At 42.2% G+C, this 20839-nt stretch carries 15 protein-coding genes and 2 pseudogenes; 10 read left to right on the top strand and 7 right to left on the bottom strand.

All coding sequences use genetic code 11. From position 1 onward, the window contains the following. Positions 1–176: 176 nt before the first annotated feature. Positions 177–1424: a precorrin-6y C5,15-methyltransferase (decarboxylating) subunit CbiE gene (gene cbiE / locus O9334_RS19910; protein WP_277874316.1), complete on the top strand. Its 1248-nt coding sequence runs from the start codon at positions 177–179 to the stop codon at positions 1422–1424. A 470-nt stretch (positions 1425–1894) separates the two neighbouring features. Next, on the top strand, positions 1895–2527 hold the full coding sequence (locus O9334_RS19905) for a Uma2 family endonuclease (protein ID WP_288002055.1): 633 nt from the start codon (positions 1895–1897) through the stop codon (positions 2525–2527). 146 nt (positions 2528–2673) lie between these two features. Here O9334_RS19905 and ppsA read toward each other — a convergent pair whose 3' ends face one another. The 4 genes and pseudogenes from ppsA to O9334_RS19885 all read right to left on the bottom strand — a co-directional run bounded on the left by ppsA (position 2674) and on the right by O9334_RS19885 (position 8879). After that, positions 2674–5115, bottom strand: coding sequence for a phosphoenolpyruvate synthase (ppsA, locus tag O9334_RS19900; RefSeq protein WP_190380685.1), 2442 nt, complete (start codon positions 5113–5115; stop codon positions 2674–2676). A gap of 367 nt (positions 5116–5482) precedes the next feature. Then, positions 5483–5736, bottom strand: a pseudogene (locus O9334_RS22950) (UPF0175 family protein). A gap of 73 nt (positions 5737–5809) precedes the next feature. Further along, positions 5810–7258, bottom strand: coding sequence for a M16 family metallopeptidase (locus O9334_RS19890; protein WP_045360433.1), 1449 nt, complete (start codon positions 7256–7258; stop codon positions 5810–5812). 64 nt (positions 7259–7322) lie between these two features. Continuing rightward, complete coding sequence (locus tag O9334_RS19885; RefSeq protein ID WP_288002050.1) at positions 7323–8879, bottom strand: M16 family metallopeptidase; 1557 nt, start codon at positions 8877–8879, stop codon at positions 7323–7325. Positions 8880–9116: 237 nt separating this feature from the next. Between O9334_RS19885 and O9334_RS19880 the strand changes: the two genes are divergently transcribed. From O9334_RS19880 to O9334_RS19865, 4 genes and pseudogenes are all read left to right on the top strand, one after another. After that, positions 9117–10010 (top strand): ferritin-like domain-containing protein, encoded by an 894-nt coding sequence (locus O9334_RS19880; RefSeq protein ID WP_045360336.1) that lies wholly within the window; start codon positions 9117–9119, stop codon positions 10008–10010. A 163-nt stretch (positions 10011–10173) separates the two neighbouring features. Continuing rightward, the gene (locus O9334_RS19875; protein WP_190381270.1) at positions 10174–11238 is read left to right on the top strand and encodes a pentapeptide repeat-containing protein; all 1065 of its coding nucleotides are present in this window, start codon (positions 10174–10176) and stop codon (positions 11236–11238) included. 71 nt (positions 11239–11309) lie between these two features. Next, positions 11310–11639 carry a hypothetical protein gene (locus O9334_RS19870; protein WP_288002046.1) on the top strand — a complete coding sequence of 110 codons (330 nt, stop codon included), beginning with the start codon at positions 11310–11312 and terminating at the stop codon, positions 11637–11639. A 54-nt stretch (positions 11640–11693) separates the two neighbouring features. Continuing rightward, positions 11694–12308, top strand: a pseudogene (locus O9334_RS19865) (FkbM family methyltransferase); the annotation flags it as partial. Positions 12309–12404: 96 nt separating this feature from the next. On the opposite strand, the gene O9334_RS19860 reads toward O9334_RS19865, so the two are convergent. Next, a complete protein-coding gene (locus tag O9334_RS19860; RefSeq protein ID WP_288002043.1) occupies positions 12405–13157 on the bottom strand; it encodes a Uma2 family endonuclease in 753 nt (250 codons plus the stop codon). A 206-nt stretch (positions 13158–13363) separates the two neighbouring features. Between O9334_RS19860 and O9334_RS19855 the strand changes: the two genes are divergently transcribed. Further along, on the top strand, positions 13364–14041 hold the full coding sequence (locus O9334_RS19855) for an alpha/beta fold hydrolase (RefSeq protein ID WP_045360331.1): 678 nt from the start codon (positions 13364–13366) through the stop codon (positions 14039–14041). Between the two features lie 19 nt (positions 14042–14060). Here the strand turns inward: O9334_RS19855 and O9334_RS19850 are convergent, their stop codons facing one another. Next, positions 14061–14693 carry a response regulator gene (locus tag O9334_RS19850; protein ID WP_002737320.1) on the bottom strand — a complete coding sequence of 211 codons (633 nt, stop codon included), beginning with the start codon at positions 14691–14693 and terminating at the stop codon, positions 14061–14063. 287 nt (positions 14694–14980) lie between these two features. Between O9334_RS19850 and O9334_RS19845 the strand changes: the two genes are divergently transcribed. The 3 genes from O9334_RS19845 to O9334_RS19835 all read left to right on the top strand — a co-directional run bounded on the left by O9334_RS19845 (position 14981) and on the right by O9334_RS19835 (position 20304). Then, positions 14981–17218: a sensor histidine kinase gene (locus tag O9334_RS19845; protein WP_045360329.1), complete on the top strand. Its 2238-nt coding sequence runs from the start codon at positions 14981–14983 to the stop codon at positions 17216–17218. Positions 17219–17241: 23 nt separating this feature from the next. Continuing rightward, positions 17242–18753 (top strand): glycosyltransferase family 39 protein, encoded by a 1512-nt coding sequence (locus O9334_RS19840; RefSeq protein ID WP_045360328.1) that lies wholly within the window; start codon positions 17242–17244, stop codon positions 18751–18753. 549 nt (positions 18754–19302) lie between these two features. Further along, positions 19303–20304: a pentapeptide repeat-containing protein gene (locus O9334_RS19835; RefSeq protein WP_288002038.1), complete on the top strand. Its 1002-nt coding sequence runs from the start codon at positions 19303–19305 to the stop codon at positions 20302–20304. Positions 20305–20496: 192 nt separating this feature from the next. On the opposite strand, the gene O9334_RS19830 is transcribed toward O9334_RS19835, so the two are convergent. Continuing rightward, positions 20497–20839: DUF2887 domain-containing protein (locus O9334_RS19830; protein ID WP_288002036.1), on the bottom strand; the 343-nt coding region annotated here is incomplete at its 5' end.

Below are 20839 nucleotides of genomic sequence, written 5' to 3'. Positions count from 1 at the left end.
GTTAGAAAATTAGTTGTCTATCTACCGATTAAAAACTTGTAATTGGCATTCTGACTCGCAAGGAAAAAGGTAAAATACACTCAAGAGTGTTTTCTTTTTACTTGATTACAGCTGCGGCACAGTACCAGAATCGCACCGGATTTTCCCAAAGACAAGTTTAAGGATTATACCACAGTTTGAGTTTTTTAGACATGGCGGATCGCAATTGTAAGTCGAAATGGCTATCGATCATAGGAATTGGCGAAGATGGCTTAGAAGGGTTAAGTTCGGTGGGGCGAAGTCTGCTTTCTTTAGCATCAGTTATTGTCGGTGGTGAACGTCATCTGGCAATGTTACCCCCAGAGGATCAACGGCAAAAACTGCTCTGGACTTCTCCCATCCAAGACTCTGTTAACGAGATTATCCGCCTTCGTGGTCAATCCGTCTGTGTTTTGGCCAGTGGTGATCCCATGTGCTACGGAATTGGTGTCACCCTCACCCGTCAGATTCCCCTTGAGGAAATGACGATTATTCCCTCTCCTTCTGCCTTCAGTCTTGCCTGTAGTCGTTTGGGTTGGCCTCTGAGTGAAGTGGAAACTTTGAGTTTGTGCGGTCGCCCTCCGGCTTGGTTGAATGGGGTGCTTTATCCCGGCGCTAAACTGCTGGTACTGAGTGCCGATGCCCAGACTCCTGCGATCGCTGCTCGGCTGCTCAGGGAGGGAGGTTTTGGCGAAAGTCGCATCACGGTTTTAGAACATCTAGGGGGAACCCTAGAACGCCACATTCAAGGCATCGCCAACGATTGGGAGTTTACAGATCTGGCGGATCTAAATGTCATCGCCATTAGCTGCATCTCCTCCCATCCCCCCACCCGGGCGCCGCGCCTTCCAGGACTGCCGGATTCTGCCTACCATCATGACGGACAGTTGACAAAAAGAGAAGTTCGTGCTATCACTCTGAGTAGATTGGCTCCTCTACCCGGACAATTGCTCTGGGATGTGGGGGCGGGTTGTGGTTCCATTGCCATTGAGTGGCTGCGTAGCGATCGCCGTTGCCAGGGGATTGCGATCGAACATCATCCCACCAGATTACAATACATTGCCGATAATGCCGCCGCCCTGGGAACGCCCCATCTGCAAATCGTCGCCGGAATCGCACCGAGCGCCCTGGAAGATTTACCGCAACCAGACGCTATTTTTATCGGTGGCGGTATCACCACACCGCACCTATTGGAAACCTGTTGGTTAGCCCTGCGTCCCGGGGGTCGTCTTGTTGCCAACACTGTTACAATTGAAAGCGAATTAGTCCTCTTGCAATGGCATAGTAAATTAGGAGGGGAACTGCTGCGAATTGGCATTGAAAAAGCCGAACCAGTCGGCAAGTTTTTAGGTTGGAAAGCAATGGCCCCCGTAACCCAGTGGACTGTTCTGAAACCGAGATTGTAAATCCTTGATTTTGTCCTCGATCTCTCTTGTAAAAGTTGTAGATAGAACTTTTTGCTCTAATTCCTCTTCTTCTGGGCTTTGTCGATAGACTAAACCGCCACTCATCTTCTTGTCCTAATTCCAGTTGATAGTCTTATTATAATTATAGTTACCAAAATTAGACAAAAATTTTCTAGGAACCAACGAAATTTTCAATCGTTATCATCAAAAAAATTCAATCTTTATTGTCCAATGCACAAGTTATACTAAATCCGTTGAGTATATGCTACATATCAAGACAGGCAAAAGGCAAAAGGCAATAGGCAATAGGCAATAGGCAAAAGGGAGAATAAATAATCATTCTTTAATAACCGGATTTAGTATTATCTTATTTGTCAATATTTTTGTCATAATTGCTACATAATACAAATGCTCGCTATAATAGAATTAAGTTGTTGACATTTTCTAGTTTTCACTTTTTACTTAGTCTCATGGTTTCGCAACTAGATAAAACTAACGTCACTGAAATTATCTACCCCGATAGCGATGGTCAACCCATGGCGGATAATACCCTGCAATTTCGTTGGATTACGACAATTAAAACTAATTTAGACTGGCTATTTCGCCAGCAGTCTGATGTCTTTGTTGCGGGGGATTTACTTTGGTATCCTGTGGAAAATGATAATAAACTGCGTCAAGCACCGGATATCATGGTGGTTTTTGGGAGACCAAAAGGGGAAAGGGGTTCCTATCGACAATGGCTCGAAAATAATATTAGTCCCCAGGTGGTTTTTGAAATCCTCTCTCCGGGTAACACCCTCACGGAAATGGCCAAAAAACAGCTATTTTATCAGCGTTATGGGGTCGAGGAATATTATCTTTATGATCCCCATAAAAACGATGCCAGTGCTTGGATAAGAGGCGAAAATCAGCTAGAAATTCTAGAAACTCTCGATAATTGGGTTAGTCCCCGTTTAGGAATACGTTTTCAGTTAGGAGAACCGGAAATGTTGCTTTTTTATCCCGATGGACAAGCTTTCACTAGCTATAATCAGGAAAAACAACGAGCGGAAAGATTAGCCCATAAACTGCGGGAATTAGGCCTTAATCCTGACGAAATCTAAGTTTATCTCTTAATCGCAGTTTACAGTTAATCTTTGTTAAGAGACAAGTAAAAAATAGCCATAGTGGGCTATATGTATTTTCAGTATGATGAAGTTAGTTGGCTTAGTACAAAAAAAGGTGGGCAAGTCCCACCTTTATCACTAAACTATTGTCCTTGCTCCACTGCTGCCACCATCAATAAAGTTTTGAGGACAGAATCAGGATTAAGACTGATAGAATCGATGCCTAATTCCACTAAAAATTGAGCAAATTCGGGGTAATCACTGGGGGCTTGACCACAGATACCGATTTTGCGATTATGGGCTTTAGCGGTTTCAATGGCCATTTTCACCATGCGTTTAACTCCCTCATTCCGTTCATCAAAAAGATGGGCAACTAGGGCAGAATCCCGATCTAATCCTAAGGTTAATTGGGTCAAATCATTAGAACCGATCGAAAATCCGTCAAACACCTGAGCAAATTGGTCGGCAAGAATTACATTACTTGGTAACTCACACATCACATAAACTTGCAAACCATTAACCCCGCGTTCGAGACCATTTTTCGCCATTTCTTCGAGGACTCTCATCCCTTCTTCGGGGGTACGACAGAAAGGAATCATCGGAATCACATTAGTTAATCCCATTTCTTCCCGTACCATTTTCAGCGCCCGACATTCCAAAGCGAAAGCCTCGCGATAATTAGGATCAGTATAACGGGAAGCGCCGCGCCAACCGATCATCGGGTTTTCTTCCTTGGGTTCAAAGGGTTTGCCACCCAATAAATTAGCGTATTCATTGGATTTAAAATCGGACATCCGCACAATTACATCTTTGGGGTAGAATGCGGCTGCAATCATGGCAATTCCCCGGGCCAATTTATCGACGAAAAATTGGGGTTTATCCTCGTAGTGTTTGGTTAATTCGGCGATTTGGTCTTTTACGTCTCCTTCTTCCAATTCGTGGAATTTCAGCAAGGCGCTGGGGTGGGCCTGAATATGGTTAGCGATAATGAATTCTAGACGCGCTAAACCGACCCCTTGGGCAGGAATATCGGCAAAAGCGAAGGCTTTTTCGGGATTACCGATATTCATGAGGATTTTTGTCCGAGTTTGGGGCAAATTGTCCAGGGGAGTTTCAATAATTTCAAAGGGTAGCAATCCGAGGTAAACTTTCCCTTCATCCCCCTCCGCACAGCAAACGGTGACTTCCTGACCGGTTTTAATCGTTTCCGTGGCATTATTGCAACCCACGATCGCCGGAATGCCCATTTCTCGCGCGATAATAGCGGCATGACAAGTACGACCACCCTGATTAGTAACGATCGCGCTTGCTTGTTTCATAATCGGTTCCCAGTCGGGATCCGTGCGATTGGTGACGAGAACTTCTCCCGGTTTAAAGTTGTTGATTTTATCTACACTGAGGATGACTCTGGCTTTTCCTTGACCGATTGCCGCACCTACACTCCGTCCCACCGCTAAAACTTGACTTCTTTCTTTAATTTCGTAGGATTTAAGGATATTAGCTGCTTTTTGCGATTGTACGGTTTCTGGACGCGCCTGAACGATAAAGAGTTCTCCCGTGATCCCATCTTTTGCCCATTCGATGTCCATGGGGGTGTAGGTTCCGCGCACTTGCGAGTAATGTTCCTCGATTTGGGTCGTCCAACGGGCTAAAGTGAGGATTTCTTGGTCACTAATGCAGAATTGATCCTGTTCTAGCTTGTTAACTCGGATATTCTTGGTTAGACGCGATCCTCCATCATCGTAGATCATCTTGATGGCTTTACTGCCGAGGCGTTTGTCGAGGATGGGTTTGTAACCGTTTTTAAGAGTGGGTTTAAAAACCAGATATTCGTCGGGGTTAACGGCTCCTTGCACGACATTTTCCCCTAAACCGTAGGCTGCGGTGATTAAAGTGGCATTTTTGAACCCTGTTTCCGTATCGATGGAAAACATCACCCCGGAGGTGGCTAGATCTGAACGCACCATTTTTTGGACACCGACGGAAAGGGCGACGGCAAAGTGATCGAAACCGTTATGATGACGGTAGGAAATAGCGCGATCGGTGAATAAAGAGGCAAAACATTTATGGCAAGCTTCTAAAACTCCCCTCACCCCTTGCACGTTGAGATAGGTTTCCTGTTGTCCGGCAAAACTCGCTTCTGGTAAGTCTTCGGCGGTGGCGCTTGAGCGAACGGCCACATCTATGGAATGATAGAGATCATCGCCATAACGTTCACAGAGTCGGCGATAGGCAATAGCGATCGCATGACTTAAATCATCGGGGAACGGTGTATTGAGGATTAATGTGCGTGCTTGTTTACCTTTTTCTTGCAAGTTCTGCACATCATTTTCGTCTAAATCTTGGAAAATTTGTCTTAATTGTGCGTCTAGTCCGGCTTTTTCGACAAAGTGACGGTAAGCGTAAGCGGTGGTGGCGAATCCTGTGGGGACATTAATCCCTTTCGGGGTTAATTGTTGGATCATTTCGCCTAAGGAGGAGTTTTTGCCGCCGACTAATCCCACATCTTTGCTGTCTACTTCTTCAAACCACAGAATTAATGCTTGTTCTCTAGAGGTTCTCGCAACATCTTGTAGTAGCATCATAAGTATTTTTACCTCTGTACTTTATACTTTCAGTTTAGCGAGATACCATCTTCAAAAACCCTTGAGTTTGATATTTATTTACAAAACTATATAATAGCAAACTCAGCCACGATCACCCTATCTCTAAAGGGTTTAATTGTCTAGCTACTTAACACAAAAATTAATAAACTAATCAGGAGTCTCAACAGTAACTTTCCTCAATGATAGCCTTAGTTATCTCAAAATAGTTACAGCAGTTATCTCAATGGTGAGATAGGAAGTTTTCGTTTTGGGGAGTCGGTCGTCAGCAGTCAGGAGTCAATACCAAATTAGGTTATACTTTTTTTTACGAGAAGGGCTGTAATTTAGCAATACGTCACCTTCAGTTTTAGGCACTTTCAAGGTCTGATAATAGTTCTTCTTCTGTCAAGTCAATCATCCCTACGCCAAAATCGGTCAATCTCAATAAAAAATTAACCCTATCCACTCCTAATAAATTGGCAGCCATACCGGACGAAATACGTTTCATCTCAAAGAGTTTTACTACCATAGCCCAGGTTGCTTCTCTCTCGAATTCCTCGCGTTTTTTTGAAGAAAGTCGGGTAAATTTTCAGGATAATTTATGGTGAGTTGTAAAGTCATATCTCCTGCTATATTTATCTCATTTTTTTAGGTTGGATTTCACCTAGTTTAGCTCAATCCAACCTAGATTTATTTATAGTTGTGTAATGGTGACATCAACAGTTTTAACCGTAGTTCCCAAACTGGATAAAGGAGGTTGAATTTCCTGTTCATTACCCACTACTAGAGTCACAATTTGATTCGGTTGTAGATATTGTTGGGCCACTCGTTGAATATCGGCAATTGTCACCCCTTTTACCGCTTGTTGATAACGGAAGATAAAATCTTGGGGATAACCATAGTATTCATAGGTCATCAATCGCGATAAATTTTGAGCAGGTTTCTCAAACTTAAAAACAAAAGAATTGAGAATAGCATTTTTAGCATCTGCCAATTCTTTTGCGGTTATGGGTTGATTGCGAAGGCGCTCGATTTCGCCTAAAATTGCCTTAATAAAAGGTACGGTAGCATCGGTGCGAGTTTGACCTCCAGCAATAAATAAACCGGGATAATCATAACGACTATTCCAGACACCATAGACAGAATAAGCTAATCCTTGACGGGAACGCACTTCATTAAATAAACGACCACCAAAACCGCTTAAAATCTCATTTAATACCGTTAAAGCCGGATAGTCAGGACTATCCAAACGACCACCAAGATGACCTAATAAAACCGTACTCTGGGTTAATTGGGGTTGATTGACAACAAAGACACCTTGAAGATTTTTTTGAGTTGCCGAAGGGGTGACAATTTTAGGGGTAGTGGCGGGATTTTTCCAATCGCTAAAAGTCTTATTGATTAATGCTTTCATCGACGGAGAATCAAAATCACCGACAATTCCTAAAATTATTTGGTCGGGACGGACATAGGTACGATAAAAATCGATTAAATCCTGACGGTCAATATTAGCTAAAGTGCTATATTCTACAGTACGAGCGTAGGGGCTATTATCACCATAGACTAGCTTTTTAAACTCCCGACTAGCAATATCATCGGGATCATCATTACGTCGGGCAATCGCCCCTTTTTCCTGAACTTTGGCTAATTCTACCCTCTGACTTTCAAAAGCTGGGGAACGCAAAACCTCGGCAAAGAGATTAAAAACTGCTTCTAAATCTTCACTAAGAGCGCTAAAATTAGCAGTTCCAGCGTTAAGATCGATCGAGGTTTCTACTAGGGCTGCTCTTTGTTCTAATAATTGATTTAAGACATTAGAAGGATGTTTTTCCGTGCCACCACTACGCAGCACGGTTCCAGTAATATCGGCTAATCCAACTTTTTCCCCCGGTTCTAATCTTCCTCCCGTCCGAATCATCGCCGTACCACTCACTAAAGGTAAGCTCCGATCCTCCATTAAATAAACCACCATACCATTATCTAGTTGATAACGTTCGTATTCGGGAACTGTAACTTCAGGAAGGGGAGGAAAAGTTAAATCGGTAAAATGTCGCGGGGTTTGGGCAATTGCTGGGGAACGAAAAGCGAGGACACCTATCAGGGTGATCAGGATTAAACCTAGCCATTGTAAGCGTTTTTTCATGATTTGAGTCAAAATTATCGGAAGAAATAGATAAGAGGGAGCAAAAAGCAAACTTTGCCGCTTTTTACTTTGGTAAAATTCGGCCAATAGTGCGATTTTCGGTGGTAAAAGTCTCTTTAGCCACCCGTTGAATATCGGCTGCGGTGACAGCATTATAAGCATCTAATTGGGCGAATAAATTACGCCAATCGCCGGTTTTTACCTCGTATTCAATCAAGGATCGCGCCATGCCCATGTTAGAATCAAGACCTCTTAATAGGGCTGCCCGTAATTGATTTTTAACCCGTTCTAATTCCTGTTCCGAAACCGGTTCATTTTTCAATCTTTCCAATTCCCAATTCAAACCCTGCGCTACTTCCTCCACACTGACATTAGGAGCGGTAAGAGCATAGAATAACAGCAAATTCGGGTATTTATCTCCCGGAAAGCCGTTAAATCCCTGGGCAGCGAGGGCAAGTTGTTTGTCCTCCACTAAAGCTTTATACAGTCGCGAGGTTCTTCCTTCACTCATTAAAGTGGCGATAACCTCGTAAACCGCATGATCGGGATGATTGAGGGCGGGACGATGGTATCCTTCTAAATACCAAGGCTGCGAGGCTAATTTTAGGGTAATTTCCTTTGTTTTGGTTTGGTTCGGTTCCACTACTTTCACCTGGGGAGGTTTCGGTTTAGCGGGAAAACGACCAAAATAAACCTTAGCTAACTGTTTGACCTGTTCTGGGTCCACATCTCCGGCGATAGCTATGGTTAAATTACTGGCAGGATAAAATTTATCGAAAAAGTTTTGGATATCTGAGGGTTCCAGATTGCGAATATCTCGATCGTAGCCGATGACGGGACGTTTGTAGGGATGGACAGTATAAGCTTGATCGAGAAAAGCTTCGATTAATAAACCCAAGGGGCTATTATCCGTCCGCATCCTTCTTTCTTCCAGAATTACGTCTTTTTCTTTGTAAAATTCCCGTTGGAATACCGGTTCTAAAAATCGTTCCGATTCCAAAGACATCCACAATTCCAATTTATTCGACGGGAAACTGTAAAAATAGCTAGTTGCATCGGTGGAAGTGGTGGCATTTAAACCGACTCCCCCCTGAGTTTCGACAATTTGACCGTATTCGTTGCGTTGGACGAATTTCTCGGACTCTGCCTTAGCTTGTTGAAATTCTTCCGTTAATTTAGCCACTTCTGCGCTTTTACCCGCTTTTTTGGCCGCTTGCAGTTCTTTGTCTATAGCTTCAAGGCGATCGAGGACTTTTTTCTCGCTAAGATAATCGGTAGTACCGATGGTTTTTGTGCCTTTAAAGGCTAAATGTTCCAAAAAGTGGGCAACTCCTGTTTTACCATCCGGTTCATCGGCACCTCCCACATCTGCATAGGTGACAAAGGAAATAACCGGGGCATCGCGATTTTCTAGGATAATGAATTTTATTCCGTTATCGAGGCTAAATTCGGTAATTTTTTGTTGAAATTGCTTAAGGTAGGGGGTAATCGATTGCACATCGGCTGATTGCTCTTTCGCTTGGGCAAGAAGGGGGGAGAAACTCCCAAAACCACAAAACACAAGGAAAGCGACCAAAAAGCCGGTGAAAGCCCGATAATAGGGGTTATTTTTGATGATCATGGATAGTTTTATCAGGTATCGTGGGAGCGAGAGATCGATCGCTATGTTCGATCTTAGCAGTCGATTGTCAGGAGATGGGAGTCAGGAGAGGGAAGCTGATTTTTTAGTACAAAAATATTATGACAGGGGAAGCAACTCGATCAGAACCCGAATCAGTTGAACTACTCTTTGGCGGAAAACTATCAGATGAAAACTCCGTTAGAATACGGAAAGCCGTTTACAAAACGATACAAAATCATGACCGTTGCTTACCCTCGTAAATTCAAGAAGACGATGAGCGCTCGCGACATCATGAAGCGTGTCATTAGCGATCGCGAAATTCATCTTGTCACCCTCAACCGTTACCGCTACAACGAACAACGTAGCTGTAAAGACCTGACCGAACTGATCGAAACCTTAGACGGACAACCGCAAGAACTGATCCAGGATCTTTCCCATCACGTTGCCGATGAGGCCCGCCATGCCTACTGGTTAACCGATTTATTGATCGAATTGGGGGCCGATGTGGGGAAACCGCCAGGGTTGTCCTATATCGATGAATTTGAACGTCTTCTCGATCAAGATCAATTCCAAGGCGAAGAACAAAGGGAAGATGGACTGATTGCGGCCCTAGCGGCAATTAACGTCACGGAAAAACGAGGATGCCAATACTTTGCCGCCCATATTTATGCCCTCAAAGCAGGGGAACAAACCCCGGAAAATCTGAAAATTCAGGAAACGATCGCCAAAATCTTTCCCGAAGAAGCGGGTCATGTGCGTTGGGGTAATCGTTGGTTAGCCAAAATTGCCCAAAAAAGCCCCCAACATCGGCAAAAAGTCGAAAAAGCCAAGGCCAAATACTCAGCGATCGAACAAGCCGCCTATGAATCGGGTATGGATATCACCCTAGGGGCAGAATTGCGCCGCGTCGGTCACTTAATGGAAATCGCCGCCACTATGCCGCTTTGGGAACGTCCTCAATATCTGATGGAACGTTTACCCCAATCCCTTCTCGACCCGAAATTACAATTATTCCGGGTAGAAGCGGCTCAAAAAGCCTGGAATCGTGATCCACAAATGTTTATGGAACGCTTTTTGCCGATGTTTTTTAATGCGGACGGCAATATCGGCAAAAAAGAGAAAGTCAACTAATTTAACCTTGATTTTCTGGGGCAATCATTCAGCGATCGCTGAAGAAATGTTCAGCGAGGATCGAGAAAATCAGCTATTGTTTTAAATAGGGGTGAGTTCTCGGCTTTAGGGCCAGAGAAACACCACTTTTTTACTGTTTATTTTGGCTTTTCTTTTTTGGATTATGCGTCTTTTAGCTGCCTTCGATCGCTATCCCGATAGTGTATCGTTAACCCTAGAACCAGTAGCCACCGACTCGCAAAAATTTGATTTATATTTAACTTTACACCTACAAGCTCAAATTCAATCTCTCCTCGGCGGGGAAATCAAATGGGGACTAAAAGGAGGAAAATTAGATTTTCTTTTAGTTAATTGTCACCTAACACCAAATCCTCTTTCTAGTCAAGAGTTATACATAAATCGTATTAATAATCATCAATGGCGGTTATCGTTCAAAAGTCCTCAGTCAATATTTACAGGAGCGATCGAAAGGATTAACCTAGGAACTGTGAGTGTGGAGGAAGAACCTTATCATCTCACGGTGCAATTTTCCCTGACAGCTGCCGATATCTGTATTACGGAAACATCGGGATTATGGAAACACGATATAAGTCCCAATAAACATAGTATTTTAGAGCGAAAGTTGGCATTTTTCCTGATAGAAAATCAATTTGATGCTTTTTTGAGTCGTATTTCTTTAGGGTCATCCCAGGTAGAATTAGATACTGTTCTAGTTGAACCGCAACCGGCAGCATCAGAAAATTTAGAGAAATTGCAGACACAAATCGAGGGAATTTATGCTGCTGTTACTGATGATTTTCGGGAATTAGCCCAATTAGCTGAACTCAATCCCCTGACGGATTTTACTGGGGCAAATCTTCTAGCAGCGGAATTAAGTGGTATATCTTTAGGCATGGCTAATCTTTATCAAGCGAATCTGCGGGGGGCCAATTTAACCGATGCTGATTTAAGCGAAATTAATGGCAGTCATGCTAGTTTCAAAGGAGCGGATTTAAGCGGAGCCTTATTAGCTAATGCCGATTTAAGTTATGCTGATTTTTACCGTTCTAGTTTGGCTTTAGCTAATTTAATTGGCTCCAATTTAGAAGGAGCTAATTTAGTTGAAGTCAACATCACTCAAGCGAATTTTAGCGGGGCAAAAGTGAAGGGGACAAAGTTTGCCGATAACGTGGGTATGACCGAGGAATTGCGGGAAACCTTACGCTTGCGCGGAGCTTTCTGCGATTAGTATCCTCCTTACCTATAGACCAGGAATATCTTAGCAATTGCCCTATTTCTCCATAGCCAGATAGAAAAAATATGCCCTTATTTACTCCAAGTCTCAAACAAAGCGGTCATCTCGATCAAATTTCGATTACCGTCTGTAATGTTGGTTCACGAAAACTTAGCACTCAAGACGATTATGGTAGCAGCGGATGGCAGATTTTCGCCCCCAATTTAACAATTTTGGGAGTAGATGCCGATGGAGATGCTTGTGAAGAAGCTAATGAAGAATTGGTCAGACGAAATATTAATTGGCAGGAAAAACATCTAGCCATTGCCCTGGCAAAATCTAAGGGAGAAAAGACTTTATATGTAACTAAACATCCGATGTGTAGTTCTCTTTATCCTCCCAATGAAGATTTTTAAAACCGGTTTAAAAATTTACCAGAATTTGCTAACTTAGACTTTACTTTTGACCTAGAAACAACTACTTTAGATCAATTATGTCAACAGGAAAATATCCCATCTATAGATTTTTTACAAATTGATGTGCAAGGGGCAGATTTAGATGTTTTACAGGGAGGTTTAGAGATATTATCCCGCAGTGTTTTGGGTATACAAATAGAAGTTGAATTTTCACCTCTTTATCTCGATCAACCTCTTTTTGCTGATATTGATAAGTTTTTAAGACAACAATCTTTTTCCCTATTTCATTTAGCAACTTCCCATCGAATTCGCAGTATTTCTCCTATTCAATCTCGGCGACCAGGGCAAATACTCTGGGGGGAAGCTTATTACTACAGAGACTTAATTGCCCCAGATTTATCGGCTGATTTCTTGTCTCTAAAAACCCCCGAACAAATTCTCAAACTAGCCTGTATTGCCGATGTGATGGATTTTACCGATTATGCAGTGGAGTTACTGGCTTATTTAACCGTTAATTGTGGACAAGATAAAAATTATAATTTTGCCGATAATATTATCGAAGTTTTGAGTCAATTTCCTGACTTAATTAAGCAAGGACTAGCCAATTTAGAAATTTTCCAAATTCTTAAGGATTTCCTTAGTCCCGAAGCCGAAAATTTCTGGAAATAAAGTTAAATTTTCACCGATTCTAGAGATTACCAGTTAGCTTAGGTGGTTCAACAATTGAGGAGCGGTAAGCTGTTGACTATTAATCAAAAAAGAAGACTAGAGATTTTCCTCGGTATCTATGCCCAATTCCCGCAGTTTAGCCGCTAATTTCGCAGCTTTTTGCTTTTCTTGCTGGACTTGGCTTTCTGCCTCTACAGCCCGATTTTCTGCCTCTAAAACCCGATTTTCTGCCTGTTGTGCCGCTTCTGCGGGAGTGGGTACTAATTCACCTTCGGGGGTAAAATAGCGCAATTTATTGGCGGATAAACCCAAATATAAGCCTAATTGTTGACTCCAGAGCCATCCCTGGGGATTGGGGGCAATCGGTTGATATTGACCGCTAATTAGGGTAAATCCTTGAAATTCTAAGCTTTCTGGGTCAAACCAAAAATAATCGGGAGTGCGAAATATATCCTGATAAATTTGTTTTTTCTCCTCTCGGTCAACTTTGGCGGTACTATCGGAGAGAATTTCGATAATTAAATTGGGATATTTGCCCTCTTCTTGCCAAACTACCCAACTTCTGCGGTTGGGGTTGGAATTTGTCCCCAAAACGACGAAAAAATCAGGACCAGGAAAGAATTCTGACTTTTTCTGGTTGGGACTGTAATAGATAGTTAAATTGCCAGTGGCAAAATAATCTTCTCGCTCGCGCCACCACCATTCTAAACACTGAATTAGTAAAATAATTTGTTGTAGATGTAGGTTACTTTCCAAAGGGGGTTCATCACTCCAAAATTCGCCTTCTGGGAAGATTATCTCAGGGTTTACATGAGACTCGACTAGGGGTAAGCTTTCAGCGATAGTCATGGTTTTCCAACAGAGATAGGTCGATAACTTATTATAAGTGATTGAATATACTTTTTGGATGATTATAGCACCGGCAATGGAGTTAAAAAGTTAAAATGGACTTAATGGCTACAATGTAAGAATATTAATAGCTCTCCTGTCTAATTAATTTGTGAGAGTTAAAAAATGCTAAAAACCAGCACTTTTCGAGTTTTGTAAGAGGTCTTATGAACAGAATTAACAATATTGTTTTGGTTCACGGTTTTTGGGCCGATGGTTCTAGTTATAATCAGATAACTGCCCAGTTATTAGCCGAAGGATACGCAGCGATCGCCGTGCAAAATCCTCTCACTTCTCTGGCCGATGACGTAGCTGCTACGAAAAGAATTTTAAACCGTATCGAAGGACAATGTATTCTAGTCGGTCATTCTTGGGGCGGTATGGTAATCACAGAAGTAGGCAACGATGAAAAAGTGTCCGGTTTAGTTTATATTGCAGCGTTGGCTCCTGATGCGGGGGAATCGATGGTAGATTTGTTTAGTGAATACGAAAAACCATCACAGTATTTTCAAGAACAAGAGGGATTTATCTGGATTTCTCAAGAGGGAATAGAGAAGATTCTCGCCAATGATTTGCCTGCCGAAAAAGCTGCTTTAATTTATGCCACCCAAACCCCAGCAGCAGCCTCTTTACTAACAGCAAAAACCACTACAACCGCTTGGAGAAATAAGCCGAACTGGTATATTGTCTCTAGTCAAGATCAAGCCTTACCTCCAGAATTACAGTTTAATTTGGCCGAGAGAATGGGAGCAAAGACAGTGGTTTTGGCATCCGGTCACGTCCCGACTATTTCCCATGCTTCAGAGGTTTTAGAGGTGATTAGAGAAGCCTCGAATAGGGGATAAGTAAATCGCCATTTTCCCCTTAAACAATACCGGAACGCAGGGCAATTACGGCCGCTTGTACTCGGTCGTCCACGGCCAATTTATTCATAATGCCCCGCACATGGGTTTTAATCGTATTGGTGCTTAAATAGAGTTGTTCGGCGATTTCAGCGTTACTTTTGCCCTCAACAATTAACTTTAAAACCTCCATTTCTCGCTCCGATAAAAGTGCTAGATTGGGATTAGGTTGCACTGCCGGCGGTTTGAGATTATCCATGACTAAACGGGCAATTTGGGGGTCTAAATAGGTGGCCCCATCCTTGGCCGCTTCAATGGCGGCCAAAAGGCGATCGAGACTCGCTCCCTTGATACAATAGGCATCAGCACCACTAGCCAGAGCTGCGATCACTTCCTGTTGGAGAGTGTGGGAAGTGAGCATGACCACATGAACATTAGCTAAACCTTCCTTAATCTGTTTAGTTGCCGCAATGCCGTCAAGACGGGGTAAACCGATGTCCATGACCACTAAATCTGGCCGTAGGGATAGGGCTAATTGTACCCCCGCTAGACCATCACTAGCTTGACCGACAATCTCAAAATCCGGCTGTTCACCGAGCGCTTGTTCTAAACCCAACTGCATTAAGGGATCGTCTTCAACAATTAAAATCCGCATGATCTTTGATTCCTAACAGGAAAATGTACGGTTTTCACCCATCTGCATGAAGCAGAACTACTCCTAGTTTAGGCAATCTGGAGATAGATTAACAGTGATCAGTGACCAGTGACCAGTAACCAGTGACCAGTGACCAGTGACCAGTGAAAGATACTAAATTTATTGAAAATTGAAAACTTAAACCTAATAACTTAAACCTAATAACTTAAAACTTAAACCTAATAACTTAAAACTTAAACCTAATAACTGATAACTGATAACTGATAACTGATAACTGATAACTGAAAATGCTACGGATTTCATCAGATCGGTCTAAAATTGTGCTTGTTGCCCTAGTTTATCTGGGTGTTGGTTGGCTAGGCTATCTCTGCTTAAATTTAGGGTCGCGACCTGCCCCAATTTGGATGAGTGCTGGTATTGGCTTAACTGCTGTTTTTTTAGGGGGAAAAAGGCTAGTTTTCGGCGTTTTTATCGGGGATTTGCTTCTGACCTTCTTTTTAGGGGCCAGTTGGCCCATAGCTCTATTTTCGGCGATCGGTAGCAGTTTATCGGCTCTGTTAGGGGCGCAATTCCTGCATTATCTGAGATTTTCCGCCACTTTACAGCGCATTCGCGATATCCTTTTACTGGTATTTTTAGCGGCTTTATTAGCCTCGGCAGTCAATGCCACTATCGATACTTTTGCCCGTAGTTGGCTAAATACTTGGGATTGGCGGCAATTTGGACAGTCTTGGGGCATTATCTGGCTCGGAGATAGTACGGGAATATTAATGACCACGCCGCTGCTGTTGCGTTTTTGCTTCAATCGTCACTCCCTGCGGGAACCACGGCAACCTCAACGCTTTGGCGAGGCCTTACTTTGTCTGAGTTTGCTAACGGGAGTGACTTCCGTGGTTTTTGGTGGTCAACAGAATTTTCTTAACCCCGATTGGAGTATGGTGCAGTATCTCGAATATCTGCCTTTTCCCTTTGTGGTTTGGGCCGCCATGCGTTTTCAGACTTGGGGAGCGGTAATAGCGAATTTTTTGGTGTCTATTTTAGCTTTGATGGGATTGGCCGGGGGAGTCAGCCCTTTTATCCTACAGGCTCCCGATTATACCAGAGGTGTCTTGATCTTACAAATCTTTTTAGTCATTGTCATGTCAACTTCTCTGTTTTTATCGGCGGCGATTAGCGAAAGACAACAGATCGATCGAGCTTTAAATGAAACTTTAGAACGAGAACATTTACTAACACAAGTTGCTTTAAAAGTCCATCAATCTTTAGATATAGATCAGGTTTTAAATACCATTGTTGAGGAAATCAGAAATTTTCTCGATGCCGATCAAGTCTATATCGGTCACTGTCAAGAGCGGGGTTGGTCTAAGGTAATCGCTGAGTCCCGTCGTCCCGAGATTCCCTCGCTGATGGGTTGGTTTCCCGAACCAGAATTACTGGAAGAATTGGGACAATTATTTTCTTTAGATAAGTTAATTATTGCTGATAATACCGCTAAGGTGCAAACGCTGCCCACTCTCAAGGGTTATTACGAATACCTGCAAGTTAAATCCTCTTTAGTTTTACCTCTAACGGTTAATAATCAACATTTAGGCGCTTTAGTGGTCCATCAATATTCCCATCCCCGTCATTGGCAAAAAAGCGAGGTCAAATTATTAGAACAGTTAGCCACCCAAGTTTGTATTGCTATCGGCCAAGCGCAACTATATCAGAGGGTGCAAAGCTTGAATAATAATTTAGAACAGGAAGTGGCAGCAAGAACCCTGGAACTACGGGAAAAAGTCCGGGAAATTCAGCGTTTATACGAAATGAAAACGGTTTTTTTACAGGCAGTATCCCACGATCTTCGCACTTCGATTATGGGATTAGTGATGTTATTAAAAAATTTACAGTGTCGGCAAACAGAAAAAGTAACTATCTCGCGAGCAATGCTCGATCAGGTGGTGCGTAGTTGCGATCGACAATTAACTTTAATTAATGCTTTATCAGAAAATCATTTTGCTGAAGAACGGCCTTTAATCTTGCATCGTCAACCTCTATCTTTAAAAGAACAGGTGGAAATTTGGCTGAAAGATTGGCAAAAAGATTTTGATTTATACCAAGCTACTTTTATTAATCTTCTCCCCGATGACTTACCCGCTATTGATGTCGATCCTTGTCAGCTAAGAAGTGTTTTTGAACAATTATTAAATAATGCCTTAAAACATAACCCTTCACCGATTCAATTAGCTTTAGATGCTCGTATTGACCAAGATATGCTCTACTGCACTTTAAGCGATAATGGCATTGGCATGGATGAGGAACAATGTCAACATCTTTTCCGTTTATATGTAAGAAATCTTCATAATCAACACCTAACGGGAATCGGTTTAGGTTCCTACCAATGTCGGCAAATAATCGAGGCTCACTCTGGGAGAATTGGGGTAAAAAGTACCCCGCAGGTTGGCTCACAGTTTTGGTTTACTTTACCTCTTGCTCATCAAAATTCTAGAGTGATTAAGCAGGAGTTAGTCAACAGTAATCAGTGATTTTTAACAGGATCGAGATAATTATGTTTACTCGTCAATCTGGGGTTAGATTTGCTTTAGTTTTATTGATTATTTTCAATATTTTCTATTTTGTCCATCTCGCCTACTATAGCTATGTTTGGCACGATGAATCTTTGGTCTTACTGCATCTTTCTGGTTACACACCCGAACAGTTAATTAACTATCTCTTCGACGGGCAAATTAAATCCACGGAACAACTCTGGCAATTTCAGGGGGTTAATTACGTGAAAGGTTTTCCCGATACCATAGCCTCTCTTTATACTAGCTCGAATTACGATCTACCTCTCTATTATATTTTCCTCTGGTTTTTAGCAAGATTATTGGGCAATTCTTATCTAGTATTAAGGGGATTTTCGGTAATTATTTGGTTTGGTATTTTATGGAGTTTTTACCATTTAGCTTTGACTTTGTTTAAAAATAAAAATGCCGCTTTAATCGCCACTACACTTATCTTCTTTTCTCCACGTTTTACTGGTTATGCGCTGGGAATTTGGGAATACGGACTATATGTTTTCTTTTCGATACTTTCTAGCTGGTTATTTCTCAAAGCTATTGATTCCTCGCAACCGAAAAAAAATTGGTTTTTCTATAGTTTATCCCTAATCGCTGGTTTATATACCCATGTTTTCTTTATCTTTGTTCTAGTAGTCCATAGCCTATATTTTCTGCTGCAGCTGAATTCTTTTAACTTTTTAACCAAAAAATACTATAGCATCAGCTTACTTGCTTCCCTGTGTATTTATTCAATTTGGTTAACCCGGATTTTTACCAGTCGATTTACTGTCTTTGGATGGTCAAAAGGCAGTTTACCCCTAGAGGTACTTTGGCAAAGATGGGTAGGAATGATCGCTCGTTTATTTTATAATTTTAGTTTAGCCAATCCCACCATTACCCCTATTATTGAATACTGCCTAATTATCCTCGTCTTCATCTCCTTTATTTATCTGGGAAAAAAAGCCGATAAAAAAGTTTTTACCCTGATCATTCTCCTGACAATTATCCCCTTTTTCTCTCTTTTAGCGTGGGATCTAATCGGAGGATTTCGCTACACGGCTGTGGGCAGATTTTACCTACCGAGTTTTCTCGGTATGCTGCTGGCAGTTACCTTTTTACTAGGCAACGGATTACAGCAGCGCCAAGGCTGGGCAAAAATTCTCTTAATATTATTGCTAGTTCTCGGATTAATTGCCAAAATTCCCTATCCACCGCCGGCAACTAGATATGTGGGCTATGGTAGTAATATTCCCAACGCTTATACAATGATTAATCGCAGTCAAAAACCTCTAATTATTTCAGAACATTGGTTAGATACCTTGCCCCTTATTCATACCACTGATGCTAAGACAAAGTATTTATTTGTTCAGTCGGATATTAGAGTTTCCATCCCATCCTTAAAAAATCAATTTACCGATATTTATCTCCTCAATCCTTCCCCCAGTCTCAAACAATATTTAGATGACCGGTCTATACAATTATCCCCTACGGAAAATCAAGCCTTTTGGCGAATTGATTAAAAAGCCATTAACCCCTCTTGCCAAAACAGACCACAACCCGATAGAATTAATAAATCAAGGCTTCGGGGAATAGGATCGGGCAGTTCATCCCTAAGAGGGATTGACTTTTACAAAGTTTTATGCTCGCTCAACTGGAGAGTCCCCGAAATCTGGTGATTAAGAGTTTTAGCCTTTTGGCTACTGGACTGACTAAGCAGACCTAACCAATTCAACTGTATGATACCGAGTCAAGACATCGGCGAGGCAGTAGATTCAGTCAGGAAAACTGACGCACAAGACTTCTCTAATTTAATGCCTAGACCTGGCTGGCAACAAGTGGCGGGTTTAGGTAGAGGCTGTTTTTGGTATTGAACCCCGATTCTTGTAGTTATTTACCGGTTTTAGTGATTGCCAATAGGGATTTTAAGCCCGTAATTGGTTAAAAATTTCTATTTATTCGCAAAAATCCCCAGTCGCTCCCTGTACTAATCCTAGAGATCGACTTCATGATCAGTAATTTTCCCCAACCCATTCTCTGGAAATCACCTTCCAGAACAATTTAGTTATTTTATGAGTAGCAATGCCTTAACCGATCGTGAACATCTAATCGAACTGTATAATCGAGGTGAACGCAACTTTGCCGAAGTCAGACTTAGCGGAGTCAATTTAAAGAGACAGTGTTTAAACCAGATTAACCTAAGTCATAGTTACTTAAAACGAGCCAATTTAGCCGAAGCTTGTTTAATTAACGCTAATTTCAAAGCTGCTGCCCTGGAAGAAGTTAATTTAAGCAAAGCTTGTCTTATCGATGCTAACCTGACTAAAGCCGACCTTTCCGGGGCAAATTTGCACCAAAGTAACCTAAGCGGCGCAATTTTGAGTAATACCATTCTCAAAAAGGCTGATTTAAGTTCTGCCTGTTTAATTCACAGTAGCTTACTTTTTGCCCAACTGTTGAAAGCAAATCTCGAAGCCGCTAATCTCACCTCAGCCACTTTAACCCATGCCATGGCGGAGAAAGCTAACCTAAAACGGGCTATTCTCACTCGTGCTATTCTTAGCTCTGCTAATCTTAGCCATGCTAACTTAAAAGAGGCTAACCTAATTCGAGCCTATCTCTATCAAGCTAATCTGGAAAACTGCCAGCTTCAATACGCCGACCTCAGCTATGCCGATTTACGCGGGGCGGATTTACGCGGGGCGGATTTACGTTATGCTAACCTGGAAGGGGCTAATCTGACGGGAGCTAACCTCAATTGTAGCGATTTTGAGGGAGCTAACTTAACCGGTGCCGATTTAAGCAAAACTGACGCTAATAAAGCCAATTTTCGCCAGGCTAACTTAACCGGTTGTAATCTGCTCGGCGCGAATTTAGCCTCCGCTAACCTTTACGGTGCTAATCTACACCAAGCGGGATTACTCTTGAGTTATTTAGTGGGAAGCAATCTTAAACGAGCTAATCTCAAACGAGCTAACTTAATTGGGGCGATTTTAACCGAAAATAATCTTCTTTCCGCTTCCCTCGAAGAAACTATTCTTCCTAACGGTAGTCGCGGCAATCTCCTTTCCTAATATTCCTAGAAAAACCCGGTTGTAGAGACTTTTCCGCCAAGATTTCTATAACCGTGGGATTTTTCCCAAGGAGATGGGAGTATTTTCAGTGAACAGTAAACAGTGAACAGTGAACTGAAAACTCACATCTGATAACTGATTCAAGGCTGACTCCTAACCCGACCAACAAACTTTTTCAGCAGGCCTTGTGTATTATGTCCCTTTTTGTATAGCTCTAACCTGTTTAACTTCTAACTCTAAGGCGGATGCGACTTGCTCAACACTTAACCCTAAGGCTAACAAACGGGGGACTGCCTCTAATGCTTTGTTTAGTCTGCCTTGCTCAATGCCTTCCTCGCGACCTTCCTCACGACCTTGCTCGCGACCTTCCTGACGACCTTCCTGACGCGCTTCTTCGCGCACATCTTGAAAATACTGAGTTTGTTTTAATTCATCTAAACTAAACATAGTTTCTATCTCCCGACGATTGAGAAGCGGTAACTTATAAACGAGAATCGTCTCTATTAATTGTAAGAGTTCTTGCGGTTTTTGGTCG

This window comes from Microcystis sp. LE19-8.1F (genome assembly GCF_027531715.1).
In the GTDB taxonomy this organism is placed as follows: domain Bacteria; phylum Cyanobacteriota; class Cyanobacteriia; order Cyanobacteriales; family Microcystaceae; genus Microcystis; species Microcystis wesenbergii_A.
This window is presented reverse-complemented; position numbering and strand designations above follow the sequence as displayed.